The following is a 25,899-nucleotide window of genomic DNA, read 5'->3' as shown; positions in this document are numbered from 1 at the left end:
ATTGGCCAGGAGGCGATAATTTGAAACTCTCGGTGCTGATCAACAATTTCAACTATGGGCAATTCCTGCGCCCATGCATCGACAGCGTTCTGTCGCAGACCTATCCCGACTTCGAAGTGATCGTCGTCGACGATGGCTCGACGGATGATTCCCGGGAGATCCTCGCGTCCTACGGCGACAGGATCCGGTCGGTGTTGAAGGAGAACGGCGGCCAGGCCTCGAGCTTCAATGCCGGCTTTGCGGCCGCAAGCGGCGATATTCTCTTTCTCCTCGATGCCGACGACGCGTTTCTGCCCGGCAAGCTCGAGCGCATCGCCGAGATCTACGACCGCAACGAGATCGACTGGTGCTTCGACCGCGTGACGACCAATGAAGGCGATCAGCCTTCGCCGGAGCTGCAGGTAACGCTGTTCGACAAGCGGGAAACATTGCGCAAAGGCGGCTTTCCCTCGCTGCCCGTGCCGACATCGGGCCTGAGCTTCCGCCGCGACCTGCTGGCGCAGATCCTGCCGATGTCCGTCGCGAGGGATGTCGTACTCAGCGACAACTACATCAAATTTGCCGCCGCCTATCTCGGCCGCGGCGCGATCGTCGAAACGCCGCTCACCTTTCAGCGCATTCATGCATCGAACCGCTACACCGGCACGAACAGGGCAAAGACGCTGCGCCCGCGGATCATGATCGCAACCGGGCTGGAGCTGGCGCGCCGCTATGACGGCCTGCAGGCGCTCGGCAAGAGCCTGGTGGCCGGCGGCATTGCCCAGACTACATCGCTGCTGAAGCTTCACAGCGAAGCGCGCAATACCGTTGCCGGCGGCCCGTTCGGCGAGGATGCGGCGACCGAAGTCGCCTTGATGGCGGCGCGCAAGCGTCTCGGAAACATGCTGCGGAGAAGCCAGTCATGAACCAGCAGGATACGTTTCCGCAGTCCTCCGCCGGCGCCGCTCAGGCAGGCGCGGCGCCCTTGAACATTGCCGTCGGCGTACTGACCTACCGGCGTCTCGACGGGATCGCCAAGCTGCTCGACGTGATGACACGCCAGATCAGAAGTCCCGCCCGTCCCTATCATCTCACTATGGTGATCGTCGACAATGACGCGGCCGGCAGCGCAAGGGCGACGGTCGAGAGCTTCGGGCAAACCGGCGCCTATGACCTGGTCTACGTTGTCGAGTCCAACCAGGGCATACCCTTTGCGCGCAACCGCGCGCTGGATTCCGCACCCGCCGGCACCGATCTCTTCTGCTTTCTCGACGATGATGAATGGCCGGTCGATGGCTGGCTGGACGCGATGCTGGAGACGCGGGAAAAGAACCGCGCCGACTGCGTCTACGGCCCCGTGCAGCCGGTCTATCCCGAAAATCCGCCGGAATATTTCATCAAGGCGAAGGTCTTCGAGCGCAAGAAGAACAGCGACGGCCAGCGCATTTATTATGCCGCCTCCAACAACGTCATGTTCGATTATCCCCTGATCCGCTCATGGAACCTGCGCTTCGAGGAGAAGATGCGCTACACCGGCGGCACGGATTACCTCTTTTTCAATCAGGCCGTCCGCCGCGGCATGAAGGTTTTCTGGGCCGACAAGGCGCTGGTCCATGATATCGTGCCTGCCAGCCGGATGACCTGGAAATGGGTGCTGCAGCGACAATACCGGCTCGGCAATACTTTCGCGGTCAGCGAGGTCCTGCATGGCAATCTCAAACGCCGGATCTATCGCGCGGCCTATGGCGCCACGCGCGTGATGCTCGGAGTGGCCATGCTGCCGGCAATCCTGATTTCGCCCTATTGGGGCATGCGCGCCCTCACCCATCTTCTGCGTGGCGCCGGCATGGTCAACGGGATCCTCGGACATGCATACCAGGAATATAAGCCCAATGCCGCTCATTAGTATTCGTTGCGGCTTTTCTTCTGCTGCGGATAGAAAAGTTCGCCGGCCGCGAGCCTTCGGTAAATATCGTCAGATGAAACATTGTTTCGAATCGCGAGTTTCCACATGATCCTCAAGTTTCGAGTTTCGGTCAGTAATAGTAGAATTCCATTGAACTGCCACGGTGGAGCCACGGTTTCGGTGGAACGGTCGTACGCTCTTATCGTCGGTCCAACATGAGGGATGCCTTGATATGGCTGAGAAAAAATTGAAGGTTCTCGCGGCCTCCTCGGGAGGCGGCCATTGGGAGCAGCTCATGGCCATGCGCGGCGCATTCGAAGGCTGCGATATCATCTTTGCAACGACCATCCCGGGACTGCTTGCCAAATACGACATTCGCGACGGGCTGGTGCTTCCCGATTGCAGTCGTGACTCGATCACCATGTCGATCCGCTGCTTTTTCAGCGCCTTCGCAATCGTCATCAAACACCGGCCGGACGTCATCATCTCGACCGGCGCTGCGCCCGGGCTTTTCTGCCTGCTGGCCGGCAAGCTGACGGGCAAGCGGACGATCTGGATCGATAGCGTCGCCAATGTCGAGAAGCTCTCCCTCTCGGGCAAACTGGCCGGCCATATCGCCACGCTGTGGCTCACGCAGTGGCAACATCTGTCGCGGCCGGATGGCCCCCATTACGCAGGAGCCGTCCTTTGATCCTTGTTACCGTCGGAACGCAGCTGCCCTTCGATCGCCTCATCAAGGCTGTCGATAGCTTCGCGAAGGACTTGACCAAACCTGTCCTGGCACAGATCGGCAAGGGCACTTACACGCCGCAGAACATGAAATGGATCAAGAATATCGAGCCTCAGGACTTCGATAAGGTCTTTCGCGACGCAACCGTTATCGTCTCCCATGCGGGGATCGGAACCGTGCTTACGGCAAAGCGCTTCGGCAAGCCGATCATTCTCGTTCCCCGGCAGGCATCCCTCGGCGAACATCGAAACGATCATCAGCTCGCTACCGTCAGCCAGCTCGAAGGCAGGCCGGGCATTTATGTCGCTCATACAGAGGAGGAGCTGAAGAACTACCTTCTCGATGAGCTGGACAGCCCCTCCCAGGAGGATTCGTCCGAGGCCGGAAGGGCTTCGCTGGTCAACTACCTCAAGGGCTATCTCGCCGAAGTCTGAGCCGAAGGCCGACGCAGACGCTGCCGGCAAGGCAGAAAGATTTCATTCCCCGCAATTGCGCCGGGCAATGTGTTCGACCAGTTCGGGCACGATGATTTTGGCAGCCATGCCAGGCAGGGGATGAGCGCCATCGGGAATTGCGGCGGCCAGATCGCCCGGCGCCATTCGTTCCCAGTTCGACCGGTGGTCAACGAATTCCAGGCCGCGTTTTTCCGCCTCGGCCCGATGCGCCGAGATATAGCTGCCGACAAAGGGCCGGATCAGGCCGCGCATCCCAGAAAACGGGTTCATCGCCATCACGATAATCCGCGCCTGCGGCAGGCGCTGGCGAAGTCTGTCGAGGATATCGCCGATATTTTTTCTGCTTTGCGCAAGCGACACGAACCGATGCAGCGTCGCGTCGTTGGCATAAAGCTCGATCAGGACGATATCCGGCTGCTCGGCAACGACGCGATCGATCTGGGTCAGAGCCCAAAACGTCGTCTCGCCGCTTTTCGCCACGCTGTCGACTTCCACGGGCCTGTCCAGGCAGGCCGCAAGCTCCGCCTGAAGCGCAGGCTGCCAGCCGCCGCGGGCCGTCAAGGATGTTCCAAAAGCGACGATCTTCAATGGGGAAAGATTCTCCGCGGAAGCGCTATTCGACATCGAGAGCGCCATGAAGCATGCCAAAAACAGAACAAGTCCAGGGACCCGCCGTCTCTCAGATGGCGCCGGACGCCTGAACCGCAAACCTATCATGGAGAGACCATATCCCGGCGGAAACGATACGTCACGCGACCAGCAAGGACGTGCCGCTCATCCCTGACCAAGCCCGCTTACAGCAGGCTTGAGACAATATCATGGAGATGGCCGCGCCTCTTCAGCGCGAGAAGAAGCTCGCATCCGTCAGGATGCACACTGTGCTGCCGTGCCGTTGGCTCGCTTACGCGGCCCGACACGGCTGCCGATCACTCCTCGCGGAACACGTGCTGCATCTGATCGGTCAGCGGCTTCGTGAGATAGGAAATCACGGTCCGGTCGGCGATCTTGATGAAGACTTCGGCCGGCATGCCGGGATAGAGCTTTATCGACTTCAGCTTCGCAATGCTGTCCGCCCTCGGCTTCACCCGGAGAGGATAATAGCTGATGCCGGTCCGCTCATCCTTGACGATATCGGGCGCGATGGACGTGATCTCGCCCTGGACATCCGGCGTCGTGCGCTGATCGAAGGCGCTGAAGCGCACATCGACGGATTGGCCGACATGAACCTGGTCGATGTCGCGGGTGGCGACTTTTGCCTGGACAGTCAGATCCTCGTTCTCGGGAACGACAAGCATCAGCGTCTCGCCAGGATTGATGACGCCGTTGATCGTGTGAATTGCAAGCTCGTGAACGCGCCCGCTGAGCGGCGCGGTAATGTCGAGACGGCGAAGCTGGTCGAGGGCGGTTCCGCGCCGCTCTTCATATTCGGCGATCTGCGCCTCGACGTCGGTCAGGTCTTTCGCGATCTCCGAACGACGATCTTCATCCAGCTGGATCGACTGGCGATCGATCTCGATCGCCTTGCCCTCGGCCTCCGCCTTTGCGGCGATTTCCTGGCCGCTATTGCCCTGGAGGTCGGCGCGCGCACGCTTCAGGGTGTTCAAACGCTGCAGCGTGACCAGCCCCTTCTTGTAGAGGACATCGATGCCCTCGAGCTCCTGCTCGATCAGGGCAAGGGAGTCATTCGTCGCATTGATCTGCACGACCAAGCCTTTGATCTGCTCGGCCAGCTGATCCTTGCGTGACGCCAGCTGGCTCTTCATGCCGATCAGCGCCGATCTGCGGCTGTCGAACAGCTTCGTCTCGCCGTCGAGCAGATCCCGCGCGGCGGTGCTGGACGTCAAATCGCTAATATTTTCCTGAACCTCGAACGATTCGGCACCGATCCGCTCCGCCTTCAACCGTGCACGGCGGGCATAGAGCTGGGCGAGCGTGCTCTCGACGATCGAAAGCTCCGCCTTCGTCTTCGTTCCATCGAGCCGTATCAGGACCTGTCCGGCCGACACATGGTCGTTCTCGGCAACGAGGAGTTCCGAGACGATACCGCCCGTCAGATGCTGCACCTTCTTGACGTCGCCGTCGACGACGACCACGCCTTCGCCGATGACGGCGCTCGAAAGCTCTGTCGTTGCCGCCCAACCGCCGATGCCGCACACGAGGGCAATGGACAGGGCGCCGACAACCGCCACATGGCGATTGAGGGAGCGTTTCGATTCACTGATAACCTTACTCACGATATTCCTTCCGGTCTATTCGGCCGCATTCATGCCGTCGACAACGACCTTGAGCTGAGCGACCCGATCGGCGATCGGCGTGCGCGCCGCCGCAGCCGCTGCCGGTTCCGGCCGGCTGACCCGCGCCAATACTTCTTCCTTGGGGCCGAAAGCGATCATCCGGCCTTCCTGCATCATCAGCACGAAATCGCATACGGCCAGAACGCCGGAGCGATGCGCGATGACGACGACGATGCCGCCGCGTGCACGCACGCTCATGATCGCGGCACTCAGCGCCCGTTCGCCTTCTTCATCGAGATTGGAGTTCGGTTCGTCGAGCACGACGAGGAAGGGGTCGGCGTAGAGCGCTCTCGCAAGTGCGATGCGCTGTCTCTGGCCAGCCGAAAGCGCTGCCCCGCCTTCGCCGATTTCGGTTTCGTAGCCGTTCGGCAGGCGCAGAATGAGATCGTGGACCCGCGCCGCGCGCGCCGCGGCAACGACCGCCTCCGGCGACATATCCTTGGCGAAACGGCAGATATTCTGCGCAACGGTGCCGGAGAAAAGCTCCACATCCTGCGGGAGATAACCGATATGACGGCCGAGCGCATCGCCATCCCACTGATCGAGTGCCGCGCCGTCGAGACGGATGGAACCTCTGACGGTCGGCCAAACGCCCATCATTGCCCGCGCCAAAGACGATTTACCCGAGGCGCTGTAACCGATGACGCCGAGCGCGCTCCCTGCCCTCAGGCCGAAGCTGATATCGGAGATGACCAGGCGCTGGCCGGCCGGCGGTCCGCTCGCCAGTCCTTCGACCGTGACCTGCTTGGAAGGTGCGGCAAGCGCCAGCGGAGCCGGAACCTCCGGAATGGTTTTCAGAAGGTTCGACAGCCGCGCCCAGCTCTGCTGGGCGGAGACGAAGCCGCGCCAGTTGCCGATCGCTGCTTCCACAGGCGCCAGAGCGCGGGAGGTCAGGATCGAACCGGCGATGATGATGCCCGAGGAGGCCTGGCCTTGAATGACCAGGATTGCGCCGGTTGCCAGCGTTGCCGACTGCAGCGCGATACGGAAAATCTTCGAAAGCGTCGCATAGCCGTTGCCGACATCCGATGCCTGCCGGTTGATGGCCCGGTATTCCTCGTTTTTGCGGTTCCAGATCTCACCCATGGTGCCCGCCATGCCCATGGCGTGAATGACCTCCGAGTTGCGGATCGAGGTCTGCGCGAAGGCATTGCGCATATTGGCGGCTTCGGACTGTTTTTTCGACAGCGTCCGCGTTCCCTGGTTGGTCAGGAACGTCAGGATCGCCAGAATGAGCGCGCCGCCGATCGCGATATAGCCGATCGCCGGATGAAACAGGAAGCAGATCACGATATAGAAAGGCAGCCACGGCAGATCGAACATCGCGGTCGGGCCCATGCCGGACAGGAAGGTTCTGATCTGATCGAAGTCGCGCAGCGGCTGAAGCCCGTCTCCGCCGATCTTGACCTTCATCGGCGCCTTGATCAGCGCCCGGAACACGCGCCCGTTCATCATTTCGTCGAGCGCACCCGCCACACGGACGAGCATTCGGCTGCGCAGAACTTCGAACGCTCCCTGAAAGGCGTAAAGAGTTAATGCGAGTATAGCCAAGGCCGCCAGCGTGGGTATGCTTTTGCTCGGGATGACCCGGTCATATACCTCAAGCATAAAAAAGGAACTGGTGAGATAAAGGATGTTGACGAGCGCGCTTGCAATTCCGATGAAGACAAGACCACCCTTGCATTTGCGCAAGGCTTTTGACGGCTCGCTGATATCAGCTGCTGAATTCTGAAACACCAATTAATCCTCTCCTGCCGCATCGCACACAAGCAAATAGGCCTGCACACATTGCAGCAACGGGTCGTCAGGCCCGAACATTGACACACCTGCTTTTGGATCCCGGCGCCGGCGCCGAACTTCCGATTGCAAGCCGATAACTTATTATATGAATCCCACTGAAAAATGACCAAAAATGCAAATTTATAACGAGCGATTTCAGGGGGCCCAAGCTTAACGCTACGCTAAACAGACCGGTCCAAGCAAGTGAAAATCGCGAAATCGCCCAATAACGGTTCAAAGTTATGAACGCACCACGTGCATAGACGCGATATTTACTGGGGAGTTAACTATAGTTTCAATCTATAGTTTTCCGCCTGTGATCGACGGAACATTTCGCCTGCGAGATCCGCCCGCCGCTTTTCCCATCTGCAACCGGGCGGCTGCCCGGTTAGAGTGTCGAGAATAAGGCATCCGCTTGGGCGGCGCGGACGGTCACACCAGCAGGTGCGAAGCCTGGCTGCTATGGAACGAATCCACGTTGATGAACACACTCAGGCTATCCGTGTCGATGTGCGAAGCGCCATCGGAGATCTTGTATTGGAAGGACTCGCTGACCTTTCCGCTGAGACCGGCGATTTTCGCCTCATCGACCGTGTAGGTATAGTCGCCATCCTTCTCCACATGGATGACACCGTATTTCCCGGTCAGCGTCAGGCCGTTCTTCTCCACCGCACTGTCGCCGAAGCGGCGAAGCAGAACCGTTCCATTGGCCGCACTGTCATTTTCGAGAAGATTGCCGTGATAGGCGCCGTCCGTGTCGGTCGAGATCTTCAGGCTGTCATGGACGGCGAGAATCTTTTGAACGACGCCGGCGGATACGATCGGTGTCTGGACTTCAGGCGTGGGCGCCGGCACTTCGACAGGCTCGGTCGGCGTGACAGGGGTCGAAGCGTCGATTTCGGCTTGCGCCTGTTCGAGCGTCTTGTTCTCGCCGACGGAGAAGGTGTTCAGAGCGGCAATCGTCGCGGGCATCGTCAGCGTCGTTACATCGCTGTCTATGATGTTGTCGTAGAAGGAACCCGATGCCGGCTTGTCCACCTTCAGGGCCGAAGAGGAGAGATCATCGAAAACATTGCCGTGAATATCGATATTCTCGCGGATGTAGCTTGGATTGCCGACAGCGCTGACCAGGACGCCATATACGCCATCATGAAGATAGTTTCCGCTGATGTCGTAATTCTTCGCATCGCCCTGATCGCCGAGACCGATGCCGTAGGACCAGGTATAACCACCATATCCTGAGATATCATTGTCGTGGATGACGATATTCGTGCCGGCCTGGGCGCTCAGCCCGAAGCCGCCGCCGACCAGCGTATTGTCCTCGATAAGAGCATTCTGAGCCCGCACCAGCACCAGGACGCCCTTGGCGCTGTTGCTTTCCGTCTGATCCAGGACATTGTCCTTGATCACGATATTGCTGCTGTCGTTGAGTTGCACGGCGTCCGCCGCACTGCCTCGGCTGTTGGTGATAGTATTGTTGAGCAGGGTGACGCCGTTGACCTTATCCATCCAGATCCCGTCGGAACGCACACCCGTCAGCGTGCTGTTCTCGATCGTGATGTTCCAGCTGCTTTGGAAGCTGACCGAACCGGGCTTTCCGGCAAGGCCCGTGTTTTCCACCTCAACGTTGCGCACGACCCAGTTCGAGACGTTGCCTGCATAGATCGCGTTCGCGCCGGTATCGGCGATCTTGATGTTCTCGATAACGATATTGGAGGCTTTCGACCCGTGAATGCCGTCATTGCTGCTGCGAATAACCGGCGGATCACCGGCGCCGTAGCTGCCGATCGTGATCGGAGCGGCGACAGTGCCGGAATACTTCAAGTCGAATTGTTCGTTGAATACGCTTCCCGCGGCGAGCAGCACGCTGTCGCCTGGGTTCAGCTTCAAGGCCTCTACGGCGGAAAGCGTTGCAAAAGCTGAACCCTCGCTGGTTCCGCTGTTGGAGTTGGAACCCGTTGCTGAATTCACATAGTAGACGGTCATGCGGCGCTCTCCAAAGATATGGAAACCTTCTAACCGCGGACCTCTCTCTGCCTGCTAAAATGAAACACTAAAATGCATTGCATCTGGCCGTAATTCTTCAGTCTTCAGCATAATAATTGCCGAAAGCGGCATATTTCGCGGTGCAGCAATTAGATTTCAAGAAGAACACGCATACTAATCTGCGAATCCCTCGATATTCTACTAGCGCTGGTTGCTTAACGAGGAAGCGTTTACCCAATTTTTTTCCCGGTCTGAGATGGGAACGATCGGTTTGGGGATACCATCCCACGACGAAGGGCTATATGCGGGCTCGCCCAACCTCAATAACCCAAAGTGGTTAGATGGAGGTCCGCCCAGCACAAAAGCGAACACTCCTGTTCGCATAAATGTCACATAAATAAAAAAATGTTTCATTCGAATAAATAACGTTTTCAATCTAAGCGCTTACGCCATGAATTTTTATTAACGCTATAATATTCAGGCGGTTGATCATATTATACGTATTTAGGGTGCGCGATTATTACAATACGTACCCAGAAATGTTCACTCCGTGTTAATTATGTTCTTGACTCAATGTATTAACACATCCTTAATCGGCTAGCTCGCCTGTGTCAGTATTGACCAGCGAATAACAATTCACGGAGAGAGAACAATGGCTATTCACGCAACAGACGATACAGCAACATTTCTAGAAACCGATGTAATTTCTGGAAATCTGCTTGCAAATGACACATCCGACGGCAATCTTTTCCTTCGTTTCTTCGACCAGCAGAGCGTCGGCGCCAAACAGGGCAACAGCCAGATCACCGAAATCCAGGGTGATTACGGCACGTTCTTCGTCAAGCCTGACGGCAGCTACACCTATGTTCTGAGCGATGCTGCCAAGGTGGGCTTCACCAACGGCGAAATTCTGCAGGAGAAGGTCTCCTACAAGATCTCCGATGGCGCCGGTCACACCGACGTCGGCCTGTTCACCCTGAACATCCAGGGCGTAAGCCAGGTCAAGCCGATCGCAGTCGACGATTCCTACAGCTTCAATGAAGGCAGCCCGATCGGCGGCAACGTTCTCGACAACGACATCCCCGGTGACAACGGTCACCTTTTCCTCCGTCAGTTCGACGGCACGAACGTAGCGGCCGCCTCCGGCGCCGTGACCGATATCGCCGGCACCTATGGCACGTTTCACGTCCAGGCGAACGGCGAATTCACCTATGAGCTGACATCGGACCTCGCTCCGGGCGAGCAGGTCAAGGAAACCGTCGAATACTACAAGATCTCCGATGGCGAAGGCCACACGGATGTTGGCGTCCTGACGCTCAACATCACCGGCACCGACGTCGTCTCCGGCGTCGGCGTCTAATCGTCAACAACCGATCGTCATGCAACGCCCGCCGCCCAAGCGGCGGGCGTTGCTGTTAAAGAGTTCGACTAACCGGATCAGCAACTCGCCCTGGAAGAATTGGGGTGCGCCGCACTCCACGCTCGGAACGGCTCGGCGGATTGCTTCTCGTGAGCTGGGATTGTTTCCAAGCAGCCGCGGGAAATGCTCACTTGCTGCAGCGTTGCTGGAAGCGTGCCGTTGCCCCCGTCCCGACACTCTCCCAGGCGCTATCGAAGGTCGGACGAAGCTGGGGGCTGATCTCTTTTATGGCAGCGTTGACCCTGCAACGATCGCCAAGCTTCAGCATCGCCGTGAGATCGCTATCGAGCGCGCGCTTTGCCGCCGAAAGCGTTGCATCGGTAAAATCGTTCCAGAAATAAAACCGGGTTAGGATCATCGACTCGTCGTAGGGCGCAAGAGCGACGGAGCGCTTCATCATGCCCGCAATCGACTGCGGCTCTTCGGCAATCACAGACTGAACGGCCGCAAGACGAAGCCAAAAGTTGCTGTTTGTCGGCATGCAGGAAAGCGCATAACGCAGATAGCTGCGGGCGCTCGATGCAGCCGTCGCCCAAGCATCGTAGTCGAGATTGACGTTCTGCCGGTCAAGCTCCGCCAGAACGAGGGTCACACCGGGAGCGACGACGTCGGATCGACAATAATGCCCCTCGATCATGTCGATGGTCCGTGAAGCATATCTGGCCGTCACGTCGTCCGCGACGGTATCGCCACGCTCGATCCTTTCGGCAACGATCGAGATGCTCGCCACTTTTATCGAAGCGTAGAGCTCTCTGCCGGCCAGCACCGCGAAGGTGGCGGTGGCGACGACGAAAACGATCCTGGCAACCGAAACGGACGGACTGCGGAACATCAGCTTTCGGTATAGTACCGCGAGTAGCGCTTATAATAATATTCGCTCGAGCCGAATGTCCGATAGAGCTTCATTTGCGACGGGTCGACCTTGGTCAGGATCGCACCCACGCATTTCGTATAAAGATCCGGCTCGGACAGGAGTGTGGACTGAACCACCTTGCGAGAGGTCTTGCCCCACTCGATCACGAAGACAACTGCGTCGAGCCGCGAGTTGATGGCACGCGCGTCCACCACGGGAGCCAAAGGAGGCAAGTCGACGATAATGTAATCGAAGCTTTGACGCGCCGTTTCCAGCAGCATTTCCATGCCTCGTGACGCCAGCAGTTCCGAAGAATGCGGAACGCGATAGCGTGCAACTGTCGGCAGGAATGCGAGCTTCGTCTTTGGATCCAGAAGGATGAGATCCTTAAGCGGGCGGTTGTCGACGATCGCTTCCAGCAAGCCGGCTTCCGCATGGCGGCCGATGGCTCGGGTCGCGCCGGGATTTCGCATATCCCCGTCGATCAGCAGGCAACGCGCGCCCTGCATTGCCAGAAGCTTGGCAAAGTTGATGGCCGTCGTCGATTTACCCTCGCCGGGCAAGCTCGATACCACGCCGATGACCTTGCAGCGCTGATCGGCCGCACTGATATCGATGGCGATTTTCGCGCTTCGCAGCGTCTCGGCGAATGCCGAGAGCGGATGTTCCTCGACATAGGTGGTGGTCTTGCCGCCTCTCGCGATGCTTCGCGGATTGCCTGGATCGACAAGCGACGGATCGTCGAAGTTGTTTTCAACCAGCGGCATGACGCCAAGAGATTCGACGTCGAGCACTTCCTTGACGTCATCGCCGGTGCGGAAGAAGCGATCCCGGAACTCCCGGAAGGCTGCTATTCCGCTTCCGAAAGCGCATCCGAGGAACATCGCAAAAGCGACGACGAGGCTTCTCTTCGGAGCGCTCGGCTTCGTCGGGGTCTCCGCCATGGTGATGATGCGCGCGGCGGTAATCGGGAAGCTCTGCTGCTGGATTGCTTCCTGGTAGCGCGTCAGGAAGCTCTGATAGAGGTTCTTATAGGTATCACGCGTCCGCTCGAGCTCGCGAAGCTGGACCTGCGTTTCGCCGGCACTCGCAGCGATGCCCGTCGCCTGATCGACACTCGTCCGCAGGGAGTCCTCACGCGATTTTGCGACCTGCAGCTCGCTCTGATAGCTTTCGGCGATGCGGTTCAGTTCATCGAACATGAGGCGGCGATATTCCGCCATTTCAGCGCGAAGCCGAACCGCCTGAACGTGATCGGGGCCGAGCCGCGCCTCGATTTCCGTTTCGAGCTTCGAAGCTTCGAGATATTTTTTGCGCAGCTCGTTCGAAATCGAGCTGTCGAGAACGTCGGTGACGATCGCGTCGGTCTGGTTGGCGTCGATGATCGCCTTGATGCGGGCATACTTGGCCTCAGCCTGCGCCGTATCGGCCTGAGCTTTGATCAGTTGGGTGTTCAGCTCCGAAAGCTGCTGCTCGCTGAGCAGTGTGCCGGATCCCGCCTCGACAAGTCCATGCTCGCTGCGGAACTTCTGGACGGCGAGGTCGGTGTCCAGTGCCTGCTGACGGAGTTCTTCAATACGCTGCTGCAGCCATTCGCCGGCCCGGCGTGTCGCCTCATACTTGGAATTGAGCTTGTCGACCAGATAAACGTCGGCAATGGCCGCCGCGATCTGACGCGCCATATCGGGTGACTGCGAGGTATAGCTGACATCGAGGACGTAGGATTTGCCGACGCGTTCGACATCGATGTTGCCTGCGACGGTTTCCGCCGCATAGCGGCGCTTCATTTCCGCATCGGGCGCGACGGCGGCGTCATCGGCAAACCACGATTTGAAATTCAGCAGGGATTTGAACGTCGCGATTGAAAACAGCGAATTCTGCTGTGCATTGAACACCGGATCGTCGACGAGTTTCAGCTTATCGACGACGGCATAGGCGATCGTGTCGGACTTCAACAGCTCTACTTGGCTGAGGACCGTACCCTCGTCGTCGTCCATCTGGCCGAAAGCCGCAAGTTGGTTGATCACCTGATTGTCGCTGCGATCGATCAGCACGCTCGTGTCGGCGGTATAGACCGGCACCGATGTCAGCACATAGACCACGCCCAGTATAGCGAAGGCAAAAGCACAAGCCGCGACAACTCGCCACTGCCGGCGGGCAATTGCGATGAGCTTGTCGAAATCGATGAAATCTGCATCGTTTCCGGTATCGCGGGAGGGGTCGATACGCGGGGTAAGTTTATCTGGCGATAGCAATTTCGATCTCCAACAAAGGCGTCAAGCGCTAAGATCTACAGGCAATTCCAGCTATTGTGTGACCGGCGTGCTTGGGCTCGTCGACTCGGTCGTATCGGAGGATGATTGAGCCCTTGAGACCTTCAGCGTTCCGGCTGTGGTCTCGGCGCCCTCGAACGGCGTGCCGTCGTCGGAGCCGGGGCCTGTCCGCCCGATCGACCCATCATTGCCGATGCCGGCTGCGGCAGCGGCTGCACTTGCGCCCGGGCCGAGCGCCGCGGTCCCGCCTTCGGCGAGGACCTTTGCAAAGGCAGCCAGCAACGGCGCGAGATTCGGATCGGCGCTCGCCGCCTCGGCGACCGCCTTTTCGATCGCCAGCTTGAACTGCGGATCGCTCACCTGGCAGCTGTTTGCCGCCCGGCCGAGACCGGAGCCGATCGCCGCCATCTGCGCGGCATCGGCCTTCTTGGCCTGTTCGATCACCGGCGCCAGCGCATCATTGCTGCTTCCGACCAGCGCACGGACACGCGACGACAGAACCAATGGGTCGGACATATCGAGCAGAGCAACAGGATTGGCAGTGAATCCGCTGATATCGACGGAAGTGAGGTTTGCAGGCCCAAGGCAAGCTGCCGCGAAGGCGCTTGAATTCATGCCGGCAAACATCGCAACAGCAATTCCGCCATATGCAAGTTTACGAGAAACACCAAACCTTGCCATATCAGTGGTTTCCTTCATCAAAACCGCTAATGAAAACAGCGCGCGGCGTTGGCCGTTTGCGACCAACGCCGGCTATTTCAATCAATTGCCAAGATCCTGTATCGCATTACGGGTATCGTTGGCGTCATCCGTTACACCTGACACAGTGGACGATACCGAATTTACGATGTCAAGGAACTTGACCAGTTCGACAGAGTCCGAATTGGAAATATAGATAATATCCTTGTCTTCCATCTTGAACTGCTGGGCGGCGAACAAGGTGGCAGGATCACGAAGGTTGGCGCGGATGATCACCGGCACCGTGTCGCCTGCAAACTTCGTCGTGTCGACATGCATGGCTGCAAGCGTCTTCTTCGGGACAAGGCGATAGAGCAGGACCTGAGCCGGATCGGCGCGGTCATCACGCAGGCCGCCCGCCTTGGCGATGGCCTCGCCGAGGGTCAGGTCGGATTCTTCGAAATCGAAGCGGCCGCTGACGCCGGCGGCGCCGAGCGCAAGGTAGGTGCGGCGCTCATGATCGACCGAGACCGTATCGTTCGGCGCGACATAGATATTCTCCGCCGGATTCTTCAACAGCGTGTTGTAGGCGACGGTTGCCGTCTTGCCGCGACGCTGCAGCGTTACGTTCGTTTCGATATTGTTGGTCGTCAAACCGCCGGCGGCGGAAATGACATCGAGAACGCGCTCACCGGCCGGGCTGATCGTGATGCGCTGAGGATTGTTGACATCCCCGAGCACTGCCACCTGGCTGGAGCGGTTGGTCGTCGTCGTAATGACCACCTGCGGCTCGATCGCGCGGCTTGCAAGCCGATCTTCGACGTCCTGCTCCACGGTCTCCTTCAGGCGACCCGCGGCCGGAACGCGACCAGCGTAGGGAATCGTGATCGTTCCGTTTCTATCGATGGTCTGCTCTGGCAGAGAAATGTAATTGCCGGGTCGGCTTCCGGCATCCGAGGGAATGAACAAGCCGCCGGACTGAGCTTCGAAGATAGCAACCTGGACAACGTCGCCATAACCAAGCGGAATTTCAGGCGCCCCGCCACGACCGCCGCCGAACCCCTTGAAGGAAGTCGGCTGGACGGAGGTAAAATGCGGCAGAACGTTCTTGCTGAGGTCGACGAGGGCGTAGTCAATGCCGACACGCCGCTTCTCTGTGGTGACCTTTACCGCTGCATCTCGATCAACGTCTTTGTGATCAGGACCGGATCTTGGCAAGGACGTGCAGCTTGCCAATATAGTGGTTAGCGCAACAACAATGGCGACGCGTGTACTAGCTACAGGAAAACAACTCATAGAATATCCCGTGTTAACGCCCTTGAAGCTACTGCCCCGCAATCTGACAAAATACAAGACAATCCCCGATCCATCATCACTGAAAGCCGATTAACATTTCTCTAACTGTGGCAGCCCGGCAACGCCCGGACCTTCAGCAAACGAAAACGGCCCCAATCCGACTCTTCTGGCGTCGGCAATAATCTGAAGGCTGCCCCCGCTATAAAATCTCTTGCATTTGAGAGTCAACACCGCGGCACTGCAACAATTACCGTTTTCGAAAAACCTTCATAAAATCCATTCATTTAGCCATTCGTTACTTAGCAATCACGCATATTGCCGATCCGTCTCCGCCTGGCTGCGGCCCAGACTTATCGCGACGGTTGCGCTGAGGAAGGCGGCGAAAAAGACGGCGAAACCCGGTATCTGCAGCGAGAAATCGACAGCTGCATGGAGGGCAACCAGAACCGTCGCCGCGACGCCCAGAAGAACATAGTGCCGCAGCCGCCGCCTCTGGGCGAGCCCACGCCGGAACACCACGGCGAGCACTCCGAAAACAACAAGCGTTGCGATGGGAAACACGATCCCGAGGCCGAGAAATCCTTCGAGGTAGAAATTGTGTGCGCGGTCGAAAACCCCCAAAATTCCGCAGGCCGGATCGCGATAGGCGGGAAAGACGGTCCGGAAGGTTCCGAGGCCAGTGCCTGTCAGCCAGTGATCCGAAATGGCACGCCATATGCCCGGCAGCATGCAGAACCGCTGATCATCTTCGAGCCGCCGTTCCTTTGCACGCAGGATCGCCTGGCCTGCAAACACCGCCAGCAGCACGACGACGAAACCGATCGCCGAGAAAAGCTTCAGCATCGAGCGCCATCTCGGCGCCACCCTCAGATGACGCGTCGAGCCGTTCCAGTTGATGACGAGCCAGGGAAAATAGATCAGAGCGGCAACGAATGTCGCGAAGATCCCGGCGCGCGAGCGGCTCAGCATCAGGGCGCTGAAGCATGCGCACAGGAGCAGGATGTAAATCCAGGACCTCACGAGCAGCATGTTCCGGCCCGGTTCGTCCGGCGGATACTTCGCAAGCGCCCGGGTGATATCCCTGATCAGGGTCAGCATGAGCAGCGTTCCGAGCCCAAGGAAGGTCGCGGCGGTGTTGCGGTTGACGAAGACGGCCGTCAGGCTGTCGAGGTAGGCGTGTTTTTCGATGACGATCAGGATTTTGGGAAACATCGAAAACTGCAGCAGGCCGAAAACCGCGATCGCGCCGGCCGAAAGCCCAAGCGCGCTCAAGACTTTCCTCGCACGCTGATCGGTATCGCACAGAAGAAGGCCGGTCAGGAAGGTGACGAAGGGCAGCGCGATCCAGAGGATCGAAGCGAGCGTATCGGCCGGCTCGACCGAGATCGCTGCATATTGCACACCTGCCAGCTCACGCGCGGCACGCCAGGCGGGATTTGCCGGCCAATCGGAAGGCATGTCGATGGTCTGCACGAACGTCCAGCCCGTCACCACGACCAGCACCAGCAAGGCGCTGCTGAAAACCCATCTGCTTTGTCTCGGCTCCCCGAAGATCAGCGCGGAAATAATGGCGAGGCCAAACATCGCAATCGCGGCGAAGGCGAAGGGAAAGGGCGTGACGCTGCCAAACGGAATGAGCGTCAGTATAACGAGGCCGATGAAGGCGAAGAGGAGAACCTCTCGTAAAACCTGCCTGTTGATGAAGTTGGATAACATTCGATTTCATTTACCAAGGCAGGCAGCAATCGAAGCCATGCAACCGAAGCGGTTAATTTACACGTGCTAACATAAGTTGCATATCAAGCGCTTGCGTGCTAAATCGTAACAGAATTCCACATCGTTTAAAATTGTCGCGAAAGGTTTAAACCAATCGAGACAAGCCCCGGCTATGCTCCTGTCAAAGCAGCAAGAACGGGACAGACGTTCTACAGCCAATACTTGGCAGATCACTCAATCGCCATGCCATTGACTGGGAAAAAAGGCAAGCCTGATCTCAATAGGTTGTCCTGAACGGGGATTACGACATGAAGAAAACATTTGTTACACTTCTGGCACTCACCTTCGCAGCAGGCAATGTTAGCTCGGCATTGGCCGCCGGTCCCGCAGGTCTTGCCCGCGACCTGAACAGCAATTCGGCGGTCAGCTATATCTCTGAAAAAGGCAAGATCATTCCGCCCTTCGCCCAGGTGCTGTTCTGCGCCCAGAACCCCGCCGAATGCCGCGACAACAACGGTTCTGCGGTCGTCGCGCTGACGGACAAGGAAATGCTGCAGTTGAAGGATGTAAACCGCAGCGTCAACCGCACGATAATCGGCCGGAACGACTCCCGCAGCGAATTGAACGGCGACGTCTGGAAGGTGAATGTGCGCAGCGGCGACTGCGAAGATTTCGCTTTGACCAAGCGCAGCCGGCTGATGGCGATGGGCTGGTCGTCGCGCGCTTTGCGCATTGCCACGGCCTATACACCCTCCGGTGAAGGCCATGCGGTCCTTGTGGTCAGAACCGACAAGGGCGACCTGGTGCTCGACAACAGGCAAAGCAGCATCAAGAACTGGCGCGATACCGATCTGCGCTGGGACAAGATTCAGTCGGGAACGGACCCTTACGTCTGGTACCGTCTGTAATCACCGGCCCTGCACCGACAGGCGAAAATGCCAAGGCGCGAGAGGAGCGAATGCAAAATTCGCGGGTGCGCTTTCAGCAGCGCATTGACCTATACACCGTCTATTGAATTGAAGCCGAGCCGGCTCTGACGAACGGCTCGGCTTGTCATATCGCGCACACAAATCTATGTTTTGGCTGTCGACGGGGCCGCCGGCAACGAGCAGTGGCACCCCGACTACGACTTCCGATATGGGTATCAAGCGATCTTCGATATTGTCTTTTGGCCCAGATTCAGTATGACGAACGCATGCTGCGACGCAGCATGACGCTCTACTCTAATGATTTGAGGGAAATATGCGCATCACGATGATTGGATCAGGCTATGTCGGCCTCGTTTCAGGCGTTTGCTTTGCGGATTTCGGCCACGACGTCATCTGCGTGGACAAGGATCTGAGTAAGATCGAAGCCCTTCGCGAAGGCCGCATTCCGATCTACGAGCCGGGTCTCGATCAACTCGTCGCCGAAAATACCAGCACCGGCCGGCTGTCCTTTTCCACGGATGTGGGCGAAAGCGTGCGTGGCGCCGACGTCGTCTTCATCGCGGTCGGCACGCCGTCCCGGCGCGGCGACGGCCATGCGGACCTGTCCTATGTCTACGCGGCTGCACGCGAGATCGCCACCTATGTCGAAGGCTTCACCGTCATCGTTACCAAGTCGACCGTTCCGGTCGGCACCGGAGACGAGGTCGAGCGCATCGTGCGGGAAACCAATCCTTCGGCCGATGTCGCCGTCGTCTCCAATCCCGAGTTCCTGCGCGAAGGCGCTGCGATCGAGGATTTCAAGCGTCCCGACCGTATCGTCGTCGGACTGAATGACGACCGCGCACGCGAAACCATGACCGAGGTCTATCGTCCGCTTTATCTGAACCAGGCTCCCCTGGTCTTCACGAGCCGCCGCACCTCCGAGCTCATCAAATATGCCGCCAACGCCTTCCTGGCGATGAAGATCACCTTCATCAACGAGATCGCCGACCTCTGCGAAAGGGTCGACGCCAACGTCCAGGACGTTTCGCGCGGCATCGGTCTCGACGGCCGTATCGGCTCCAAGTTCCTGCATGCCGGCCCGGGCTACGGCGGTTCGTGCTTCCCCAAGGACACGCTTGCCCTTGCCAAGACGGCGCAGGATTACGATGCACCGGTCCGTCTCATCGAGACGACGATCTCGATCAACGACAACCGCAAGCGCGCAATGGGCCGCAAGGTCATTTCGGCCGTCGGCGGGGACATTCGCGGCAAGAAGATCGCGATCCTCGGTCTGACCTTCAAGCCGAACACCGACGACATGCGTGATAGCCCAGCGATCGCCATCATCCAGACCCTGCAGGACAACGGCGCCCAGGTCGTCGGCTACGATCCGGAAGGTATGGAGAATGCCCGCAAGGTCATCGACAACATCGAATATGCCAGCGGCCCGTATGAAGCCGCCGCCGGTGCCGATGCTATCGTCATCGTCACCGAATGGAACCAGTTCCGCGCGCTCGATTTCAACCGCCTGAAGCAGTCGATGCGCTCTCCGATCCTCGTCGATCTGCGCAATATCTACCGCAGCGACGAGATCCGCAAACACGGCTTTACCTATGCCGGTATCGGCACCAATCTCTATCAGGATGCGGCCAAGGCCTGATCGGTCCTGGTGATATCTGAAGGTTCTGACGCCGCGGGGCACAAATCCCGCGGCGTTCGCTTTTGAGCGGTCGGCGAAACGGAAACCTCCGCATCTCGCCCTTTCCTCTAAAGGAGGCCGACGCGCGTGCCCTTGATCGTCAGCACCGTCAGGCGGCCCGTTGCCGACACCGCGGTGTCGATACCGATGCGTTGCGGCCCGAATGTCGGGGTTCGCGCCGGCGTATGCCCGTGAATCACCAGAACGGGAAGCTGCGGCCCCAGATCCAGGAAGGGCTGGCGGATCCACATGAGGTCGCTGTCCTTCTGCTTCTTGAGATCGACGCCGGGCTTGACGCCCGCATGAACGAAGACGACCCGTCCCATCCGCAGCATGATCGGCAGCGATTCCAGAAACTGGATATGCCGTTCGGGTATCATGTTGTGAATGACGCGGGCGATCGCCTCGTTTCCAGCCGCCGACTGCAGCAGATGCTCGATGTCGATGCCGTATGAGTGCAGCGTCTCCGGTCCGGCAAAGTTCAGCCATTCGATAATGCGCGCCGGTTTGCGATAGAGCTTCACCAGTTCCGCATCATGATTGCCGCAAAGGGCCAGACGCTGAAATCCCGCCGGCGGCCCCTTGCTAAGGAACTCCAGCACCGCGCTCGAATCCGGTCCCCGGTCGACATAATCGCCGAGCATGACGATCAGCTTTGGCCCCGCTATGCGCGCGGCATCCTCTTCGATGCGACGATGCACTTCGACGAGTTCGTTGTAGCAGCCGTGAATATCGGTCATTGCGTAGACCGCAGCGAATTCCCCCTCGGCAAATGTCAGCCGAGCGCGTCCTTTGCGGTTACCGGCCAGTATCGGTATCTGTTCTCGCCACGGCCCTAGATAGTTAAACATGTAACCCATTTACGGGATCCGACCGAACATAAGGCTCGGGTGCGGTCCATTGCTGATTCATTGCGGCATGTGGCTCAGTGTTCAAGAGGAAATTGGCCTGATCACGGCCTCCTCGAGAGGTAACCGGAACCGCTGCCACATTTAGAACGACGTTATCCCTTCCCAATTGCTACACCAACTGCGTCAAACCGGTCGGCCGCCGAGCACGGCGGGCCAGCACAACGGCAAACGACGATCGTTCATCCTTGTAGCTCCTGCCTGAAAGTGCAAGGTCCTCCTGCAACCCACCAGCGACGGCAACACTGCTGTTACGAGAAACGACCCATGTCTTCGACCATTTTGGAAAAGATTCGCGGTCAATATTGCGCTGTATTTTGGTATATGATGGTTAAACCGGCGTTAAGCCATACTGTTCGCCCGATCAGCATCTGTGCCGGCTGCTCGGTCTTCGCGCTGGAGAACTGCGGGCAACCGGATTTCCACAGATCGAGATCTCCGAAAAAGCTGTATAAATCAACCATGGCGAGAGCGATTGGAAAAAAATGAACGTTTAAGCTTATCGTGCTTGACGCCCTTGCGGCGGCGCATGATGATGGCGCGTTGCGAACGTGAACGACGTTCTCGACTCAGTAATCTCAGATCCAAAAATCGCGGGGTGCAAAGTGGAGACTGCGGTTGATTCGAAACTTATCGAGGCGATTACCTACGACGAAGACAGCCGGCATCTACGGGTCTATCTGACAAATGGTCAGAGACGAGAATATGAAGGCGTTCCCAAGGGAGTCGTCGTTGGTTTGACGATGGCGGAATCGCCCGGGAATTTTTACATGAAGGCAATCCGGGGCAAATATCCTCCCCGCCCCTAGCCATCGGGCCCGAAAATCGGAAACGGTTTTCGGAAAAGATGGATATCAATTAAAAAAGCATTCTATCGGTCAATGACGACGGGATCATCGTTCCGGTAAAGATGCGGGGCTGGCGCCAGCCGGTCCCGCAAATCGGTTTACAGCCGATCGGCCATCAATAGCCGCCGAGAAAATCGCGAACGGCATCGACTTCAAGCGGCGCGATCTCGTGGCCGCCGGGATGCCAGACCGTCCTGACCTCCGCCCCCCGATCTTCCAGATGTTCAGACAGCGCCTCGGTCATCGGTACGGGCGCAATCGGATCCCGCCGCCCTGCCGTTATCAGCACCTTTCTTCCCGCAAGGGTCGACCGGGCTTCGGGCTGAAACGGAATAAGCGGATGCATCAGAACCGCGGCATCGAAAATGCCTTTCTCGATCAGCACATTGGCAAGGATATTCGCGCCGTTCGAAAAGCCGAGGCCGAGAATGGCGGAGGCCTGATATTCCCCAGCGAACGCCTTGACGTAAGCCGCCATCTTCTCGGTTGCGCGAGAAAGGTCGGCCATATCGTAGACCCCCTCCCCGGTGCGGCGGAAGAAGCGCGCCGCGCCATATTCGGAAACATCGCCGCGCGGCGAGAGAATCGTTGCGTCGGGCAGCAGGCGGCGGCCGAAGTCGAAGAACTGGCTTTCGTCGCCGCCGGTACCGTGCAGAACAACCAGAATGGGCTGATCGGGCGCACCGGCGTGTAGCCGGTGCGCATATCCTGTTTCGGTCATCTCTTTCTCCTTAACCTTCGAGCGGCTGCAGATGCTGCTCGAGCAGATTGCGAAGATGGGCGTGCTGCTGCGGCAGCTTCAGCGCTTCGCCGAGATGGGCCGTATCTTCGTCGCGGTCGAAGCCCGGCTCATTCGTCGCGACCTCGAACAATACGCCGCCCGGCGTGCGGAAATAGATCGCCCAGAAATAATCGCGGTCGATCACCGGCGTCACCTGATAGCCCGTATCCATCAGCGCCTTGCGCACGTCGAGCTGCTTTTCGCGGTTTTCGACGGCGAAAGCGACATGGTGGACGGAGCCGGCGCCGGGAAGCGCACGGGCGATATTCGGCATCGTTTCGAGATCGATGAGATGCGCGCCGTTGCCATCGGGCTTGATCAGCCGCTTCACGCCATCCCTTTCCTCGGCCACCTCATAACCCATGAACTTCAGCAGCTCGGCTGTCGCGCCTTCGTCCCTCAGCCGCAGGGCGACGGAGTGGAAGCCGCGAATGGCATGGTCCTCGCTGATGCCGCCATGCGTCCAGGGCTGGCGGGCATCATCCTTGACCTCGACGAGCGCGAAGCCGTCGCCATCCGGGCCGGAGAAATTCAGCCGCTTTTGGCCGAAACTTTCCTCGGCCTTCAGGCCGCCGAGACCGAGCGTGGCGAAGCGGTCGCTCCAGAAGCCGAGCGAGCCCTGCGGAACGGAAAACACCGTCGTGCCGACCTCGCCGGTGCCCGGACGGCCCTGCGCCATCTTCGGGAACGGGAAATAGGTCATGATCGTCCCGGGCGCACCGGTCTCGTCACCGTAATAGAGGTGATAGACGTCAGGCGCATCGAAGTTCACCGTCTTCTTGACGCGGCGCAGGCCGAGCGCATTGGTGAAAAACTGATTGTTGGTGCGGGCGTCCTCCGCCATCGATGTGACGTGGTGTAGACCCTTGATCTGATCGAGCATGTGAGACCCCTTTCTTGCCCGCCTCTCGCGGGCTTTCGATGGATCATAAATGCGCGCGCCGAGGCCCTGCGGATAGAGCCGCAGACCAAAACGCATTGTCTTCTTTTAGTGAACGAAGATCAGACTACGTTCACTTCATGCGCCATGAGGGTCGGCCGGCAATCGCCAGTCGATCGGCTCGCGCCCGCGCGATTGCAGGAAGGCGTTGGCCTTCGAGAAATGCTTGCAGCCGAAAAAGCCGTTATGGGCCGAAAGCGGCGAAGGATGCGGCGCCTTGAGCACCAGATGCCGCGCCGTGTCGACAAAGGCGGCCTTGCGCTGGGCATAGGAGCCCCAGAGCATGAAGACGACGGACTCGCATTCGTCGTTCACCTTGCGGATGACGGCATCGGTGAAGCGCTCCCATCCTTTGCCCTGATGGGCCGCCGCCTGGCCCTCCTCGACGGTCAGCACGCTGTTCAGCAACAGCACGCCCTGCCGTGCCCAATGTTCGAGAAAGCCGTGCCGCGCCGGGGCGATACCGAGATCGGCCTCCATCTCCTTGTAGATATTGACGAGCGAGGGCGGTATGCGCACGCCCGGCCGGACACTGAAGCAGAGGCCGTGGGCCTGCCCCAGCCCGTGATAAGGATCCTGGCCGAGGATGACGGCCTTGACCTGGGCGACCGGGGTCAGGTCGAGGGCGCGGAAATATTCGCTGCCCTTAGGGAAAATCCGCTTGCCGACCTGCTTCTGCGCAAGCAGGAAGGATTTGAGCTGCTGCATGTAGGGGCTGGAAAACTCCCCCGCCAGCGCGGCCTTCCAGCTCTCCTCGAGACTGACGGATGTATCGCTCATCAGGAAACCTTCAGGACATGACGAAACAAGTTGCGTAACGTTCTAGCAAAATAGCCTGATGTCGCAATGCCTGCCGGCAGGGCGGACTTGCCAAAGCCTGCCGGAACATTTCGCCCGTGTTTAACTATATGCCCGCTTCGGTATTTACGCCGACAGTCGGCCTGAGTAGAACCTTGATGGTGACAATCGGAGCCATGTGTTCATATGAAATTCGGCACGAGCGGCCTTCGCGGACTTTCAGTCGATCTCAAGGGACGCGCTTCCGCCCTTTACGCCGCCGCGTTCGGCAAATATCTGCTGCAGACCGGCAAGGCGCAGGCTGGCGATGTCGTTCTGCTCGGCCGCGATTTTCGTGATTCCAGCCCCGACATCTCTTCAAATTGTGCCGGAGCGCTCACGGCGCTCGGCTTCCGGGTCTTCGACTGCGGCAACGTGCCAACGCCTGCCCTTGCTCTCTATGGCCTCGAAAGCGGGGCCGCGTGCCTGATGATCACCGGCTCGCATATTCCGGCCGATCGCAACGGCATCAAATTCTACCGCCCCGACGGCGAGATCGATAAATCCGACGAGGCAGCGATTACCGCGCTGGCGGCCGAGATCGAGGCAAGCGGCGAAGCGGTGGCCGAGGCGCCGGGCGCAACGGAAGATCGCGAGGCGGTCTGCCGCCAGCTCTTCTTCGAACGCAATGCATCCCTGCTTCCGGCAGGCGCGCTGTCGGGGTTGAAGATCGGCGTCTACCAGCACAGCACCGTCGCCCGCGATCTCCTTGTCGACGTCCTCGCCCATTACGGCGCCGAGATCGTTGCTCTCGGCCGTTCGGAAAGCTTCATCCCGGTCGATACCGAAGCCGTGTCCGACGAGACGATCGCGCTGATGAAGCGTTGGGCGACCGATCACAAGTTCGATGCGATCGTTTCGACCGACGGCGACGGCGACCGCCCGCTGGTCGCTGACGAAACGGGCACACCGCTGCGCGGCGACCTTCTGGGGCTCGTGGCTGCCGGTTTCCTGGGAGCCGGCACGGTGGTGACACCCGTTACCTCCAATTCCGGCATCGAGGCCGCAGGCTCTTTCGCCGTAACACGCACCCGCGTCGGCTCGCCTTTCGTCATATCAGGGATGGAAGGGGCCGTTGCTGCCGGGCGGGACCACGTCATGGGCTTCGAGGCAAATGGCGGGCTGCTGACGGCAACCCCCTTCGACATCAACGGCAAAACCGTGCGCGCCTTGCCGACACGCGATTGCTTCATCCCGATGCTGGCGATCCTGTCGCTCGCCGCCATTCGCAGGCAGCCGCTTTCCGCCATTGCCGCCTCCTACCGCCTGCCCTTTGCCGCGGCCGACCGTCTGGAGAATTTCCCGGTGGAGACCAGTGCGGCGCTGATGGCCTATCTGCGCGCCTCGGACGAAAATCTTTCCGCCTTCCTGCAGCCGATCGGCGAGGTCGCGGCGAAATCCGATATCGATGGACTCCGGGTCACACTGAGGGATGGCAGGATCATCCATTTTCGCCCGTCCGGCAATGCGCCGGAAATGCGCTGCTATGTGGAAGCCGAGAGCGAAGCCGCGGCTCTTCACCTTTTGGATGCAGGGCTCAATCGAATAAGGGACTGGGCAAATGCCCGGTAAGCATGCGACGAAAAAGTCGTCTATTTCAAGGAATCCGC

Annotated in this window: 23 protein-coding genes; 10 read left to right on the top strand and 13 right to left on the bottom strand. The window is 58.9% G+C overall.

Annotated features, from left to right (window positions below; all coding sequences use genetic code 11):
* Positions 1-20: 20 nt before the first annotated feature.
* The 4 genes from CO670_RS16070 (at position 21) to CO670_RS16055 (ending at position 3,049) form a co-directional block, all read left to right on the top strand.
* The gene (locus CO670_RS16070; RefSeq protein ID WP_097591153.1) at positions 21-905 is read left to right on the top strand and encodes a glycosyltransferase family 2 protein; all 885 of its coding nucleotides are present in this window, start codon (positions 21-23) and stop codon (positions 903-905) included.
* Positions 902-1,885, top strand: a complete 984-nt coding sequence (locus CO670_RS16065; RefSeq protein WP_097591152.1) for a glycosyltransferase — start codon at positions 902-904, stop codon at positions 1,883-1,885. Before CO670_RS16070 ends, CO670_RS16065 begins: the two co-directional genes overlap by 4 nt.
* A 232-nt stretch (positions 1,886-2,117) precedes the next feature.
* Entirely contained in the window at positions 2,118-2,576 is a 459-nt protein-coding gene (locus tag CO670_RS16060; RefSeq protein ID WP_097591151.1) for a glucuronosyltransferase, read from the top strand.
* On the top strand, positions 2,573-3,049 hold the full coding sequence (locus CO670_RS16055; RefSeq protein ID WP_097591150.1) for a glycosyltransferase: 477 nt from the start codon (positions 2,573-2,575) through the stop codon (positions 3,047-3,049). Before CO670_RS16060 ends, CO670_RS16055 begins: the two co-directional genes overlap by 4 nt.
* A 42-nt stretch (positions 3,050-3,091) precedes the next feature.
* On the opposite strand, the gene CO670_RS16050 is transcribed toward CO670_RS16055, so the two are convergent.
* The 4 genes from CO670_RS16050 to CO670_RS16035 form a co-directional block, all read right to left on the bottom strand.
* Positions 3,092-3,787, bottom strand: a complete 696-nt coding sequence (locus CO670_RS16050) for an SGNH/GDSL hydrolase family protein (protein ID WP_097591149.1) — start codon at positions 3,785-3,787, stop codon at positions 3,092-3,094.
* Between the two features lie 209 nt (positions 3,788-3,996).
* Entirely contained in the window at positions 3,997-5,304 is a 1,308-nt protein-coding gene (locus CO670_RS16045) for an HlyD family type I secretion periplasmic adaptor subunit (RefSeq protein ID WP_097591148.1), read from the bottom strand.
* Between the two features lie 15 nt (positions 5,305-5,319).
* On the bottom strand, positions 5,320-7,101 hold the full coding sequence (locus CO670_RS16040; protein WP_097591228.1) for a type I secretion system permease/ATPase: 1,782 nt from the start codon (positions 7,099-7,101) through the stop codon (positions 5,320-5,322).
* Positions 7,102-7,575: 474 nt separating this feature from the next.
* Positions 7,576-9,129, bottom strand: a complete 1,554-nt coding sequence (locus CO670_RS16035; protein ID WP_097591147.1) for a right-handed parallel beta-helix repeat-containing protein — start codon at positions 9,127-9,129, stop codon at positions 7,576-7,578.
* Positions 9,130-9,763: 634 nt separating this feature from the next.
* Between CO670_RS16035 and CO670_RS16030 the strand changes: the two genes are divergently transcribed.
* On the top strand, positions 9,764-10,489 hold the full coding sequence (locus CO670_RS16030; RefSeq protein ID WP_280951350.1) for an Ig-like domain-containing protein: 726 nt from the start codon (positions 9,764-9,766) through the stop codon (positions 10,487-10,489).
* A 187-nt stretch (positions 10,490-10,676) separates the two neighbouring features.
* Here the strand turns inward: CO670_RS16030 and CO670_RS16025 are convergent, their stop codons facing one another.
* The 5 genes from CO670_RS16025 to CO670_RS16005 form a co-directional block, all read right to left on the bottom strand.
* The gene (locus CO670_RS16025; RefSeq protein ID WP_097591145.1) at positions 10,677-11,381 is read right to left on the bottom strand and encodes a hypothetical protein; all 705 of its coding nucleotides are present in this window, start codon (positions 11,379-11,381) and stop codon (positions 10,677-10,679) included.
* Positions 11,381-13,657 (bottom strand): polysaccharide biosynthesis tyrosine autokinase, encoded by a 2,277-nt coding sequence (locus tag CO670_RS16020; protein ID WP_097591144.1) that lies wholly within the window; start codon positions 13,655-13,657, stop codon positions 11,381-11,383. Before CO670_RS16020 ends, CO670_RS16025 begins: the two co-directional genes overlap by 1 nt.
* A 51-nt stretch (positions 13,658-13,708) precedes the next feature.
* Positions 13,709-14,356 (bottom strand): sugar transporter, encoded by a 648-nt coding sequence (locus CO670_RS16015; protein ID WP_097591143.1) that lies wholly within the window; start codon positions 14,354-14,356, stop codon positions 13,709-13,711.
* 81 nt (positions 14,357-14,437) lie between these two features.
* Positions 14,438-15,649, bottom strand: coding sequence for a polysaccharide biosynthesis/export family protein (locus CO670_RS16010; protein WP_176538954.1), 1,212 nt, complete (start codon positions 15,647-15,649; stop codon positions 14,438-14,440).
* A 306-nt stretch (positions 15,650-15,955) separates the two neighbouring features.
* The gene (locus CO670_RS16005; RefSeq protein WP_097591141.1) at positions 15,956-17,365 is read right to left on the bottom strand and encodes an O-antigen ligase family protein; all 1,410 of its coding nucleotides are present in this window, start codon (positions 17,363-17,365) and stop codon (positions 15,956-15,958) included.
* 308 nt (positions 17,366-17,673) lie between these two features.
* Here CO670_RS16005 and CO670_RS16000 point away from each other — a divergent pair, with 308 nt between their 5' ends.
* Complete coding sequence (locus tag CO670_RS16000; protein WP_097591140.1) at positions 17,674-18,273, top strand: transglutaminase-like cysteine peptidase; 600 nt, start codon at positions 17,674-17,676, stop codon at positions 18,271-18,273.
* Between the two features lie 334 nt (positions 18,274-18,607).
* Positions 18,608-19,936 (top strand): UDP-glucose/GDP-mannose dehydrogenase family protein, encoded by a 1,329-nt coding sequence (locus CO670_RS15995; RefSeq protein WP_097591139.1) that lies wholly within the window; start codon positions 18,608-18,610, stop codon positions 19,934-19,936.
* A gap of 107 nt (positions 19,937-20,043) precedes the next feature.
* On the opposite strand, the gene CO670_RS15990 is transcribed toward CO670_RS15995, so the two are convergent.
* The gene (locus CO670_RS15990) at positions 20,044-20,835 is read right to left on the bottom strand and encodes a metallophosphoesterase (RefSeq protein WP_097591138.1); all 792 of its coding nucleotides are present in this window, start codon (positions 20,833-20,835) and stop codon (positions 20,044-20,046) included.
* Between the two features lie 315 nt (positions 20,836-21,150).
* On the opposite strand from CO670_RS15990, the gene CO670_RS32555 reads away from it, so the two are divergent.
* Together CO670_RS32555 and CO670_RS15985 are read left to right on the top strand one after the other, a co-directional pair.
* Entirely contained in the window at positions 21,151-21,372 is a 222-nt protein-coding gene (locus CO670_RS32555; RefSeq protein WP_141502313.1) for a hypothetical protein, read from the top strand.
* 86 nt (positions 21,373-21,458) lie between these two features.
* Complete coding sequence (locus CO670_RS15985; RefSeq protein WP_088673718.1) at positions 21,459-21,692, top strand: KTSC domain-containing protein; 234 nt, start codon at positions 21,459-21,461, stop codon at positions 21,690-21,692.
* A gap of 154 nt (positions 21,693-21,846) precedes the next feature.
* Here the strand turns inward: CO670_RS15985 and CO670_RS15980 are convergent, their stop codons facing one another.
* The 3 genes from CO670_RS15980 to ung form a co-directional block, all read right to left on the bottom strand.
* Positions 21,847-22,452, bottom strand: coding sequence for an alpha/beta hydrolase (locus tag CO670_RS15980; RefSeq protein ID WP_097591137.1), 606 nt, complete (start codon positions 22,450-22,452; stop codon positions 21,847-21,849).
* Positions 22,453-22,462: 10 nt separating this feature from the next.
* Positions 22,463-23,395 carry a VOC family protein gene (locus tag CO670_RS15975; protein ID WP_097591227.1) on the bottom strand — a complete coding sequence of 311 codons (933 nt, stop codon included), beginning with the start codon at positions 23,393-23,395 and terminating at the stop codon, positions 22,463-22,465.
* A gap of 135 nt (positions 23,396-23,530) precedes the next feature.
* Positions 23,531-24,232 (bottom strand): uracil-DNA glycosylase, encoded by a 702-nt coding sequence (gene ung, locus CO670_RS15970; RefSeq protein WP_097591136.1) that lies wholly within the window; start codon positions 24,230-24,232, stop codon positions 23,531-23,533.
* Positions 24,233-24,436: 204 nt separating this feature from the next.
* Between ung and CO670_RS15965 the strand changes: the two genes are divergently transcribed.
* Positions 24,437-25,861, top strand: a complete 1,425-nt coding sequence (locus CO670_RS15965; RefSeq protein WP_097591135.1) for a phosphomannomutase — start codon at positions 24,437-24,439, stop codon at positions 25,859-25,861.
* Positions 25,862-25,899: the final 38 nt, after the last annotated feature.

Origin of the sequence: Rhizobium sp. J15, from assembly GCF_002531825.1 — a bacterium.
GTDB lineage: Bacteria > Pseudomonadota > Alphaproteobacteria > Rhizobiales > Rhizobiaceae > Rhizobium.
This window is presented reverse-complemented; position numbering and strand designations above follow the sequence as displayed.

Excerpts from the sequence above, each read along its gene's own strand:
- CO670_RS16065 (WP_097591152.1), top strand. The coding sequence starts at position 902 with ATGAACCAGCAGGATACGTTTCCGCAGTCCTCCGCCGGCGCCGCTCAG.
- CO670_RS16060 (WP_097591151.1), top strand. The coding sequence starts at position 2,118 with ATGGCTGAGAAAAAATTGAAGGTTCTCGCGGCCTCCTCGGGAGGCGGC.
- CO670_RS16050 (WP_097591149.1), bottom strand. The coding sequence starts at position 3,787 with ATGATAGGTTTGCGGTTCAGGCGTCCGGCGCCATCTGAGAGACGGCGG.
- CO670_RS16035 (WP_097591147.1), bottom strand. The coding sequence starts at position 9,129 with ATGACCGTCTACTATGTGAATTCAGCAACGGGTTCCAACTCCAACAGC.
- CO670_RS16025 (WP_097591145.1), bottom strand. The coding sequence starts at position 11,381 with ATGTTCCGCAGTCCGTCCGTTTCGGTTGCCAGGATCGTTTTCGTCGTC.
- CO670_RS16015 (WP_097591143.1), bottom strand. The coding sequence starts at position 14,356 with ATGGCAAGGTTTGGTGTTTCTCGTAAACTTGCATATGGCGGAATTGCT.
- CO670_RS16010 (WP_176538954.1), bottom strand. The coding sequence starts at position 15,649 with ATGAGTTGTTTTCCTGTAGCTAGTACACGCGTCGCCATTGTTGTTGCG.
- CO670_RS16005 (WP_097591141.1), bottom strand. The coding sequence starts at position 17,365 with ATGTTATCCAACTTCATCAACAGGCAGGTTTTACGAGAGGTTCTCCTC.
- CO670_RS16000 (WP_097591140.1), top strand. The coding sequence starts at position 17,674 with ATGAAGAAAACATTTGTTACACTTCTGGCACTCACCTTCGCAGCAGGC.
- CO670_RS15995 (WP_097591139.1), top strand. The coding sequence starts at position 18,608 with ATGCGCATCACGATGATTGGATCAGGCTATGTCGGCCTCGTTTCAGGC.
- CO670_RS15990 (WP_097591138.1), bottom strand. The coding sequence starts at position 20,835 with ATGGGTTACATGTTTAACTATCTAGGGCCGTGGCGAGAACAGATACCG.
- CO670_RS32555 (WP_141502313.1), top strand. The coding sequence starts at position 21,151 with ATGTCTTCGACCATTTTGGAAAAGATTCGCGGTCAATATTGCGCTGTA.
- CO670_RS15980 (WP_097591137.1), bottom strand. The coding sequence starts at position 22,452 with ATGACCGAAACAGGATATGCGCACCGGCTACACGCCGGTGCGCCCGAT.
- CO670_RS15975 (WP_097591227.1), bottom strand. The coding sequence starts at position 23,395 with ATGCTCGATCAGATCAAGGGTCTACACCACGTCACATCGATGGCGGAG.
- ung (WP_097591136.1), bottom strand. The coding sequence starts at position 24,232 with ATGAGCGATACATCCGTCAGTCTCGAGGAGAGCTGGAAGGCCGCGCTG.
- CO670_RS15965 (WP_097591135.1), top strand. The coding sequence starts at position 24,437 with ATGAAATTCGGCACGAGCGGCCTTCGCGGACTTTCAGTCGATCTCAAG.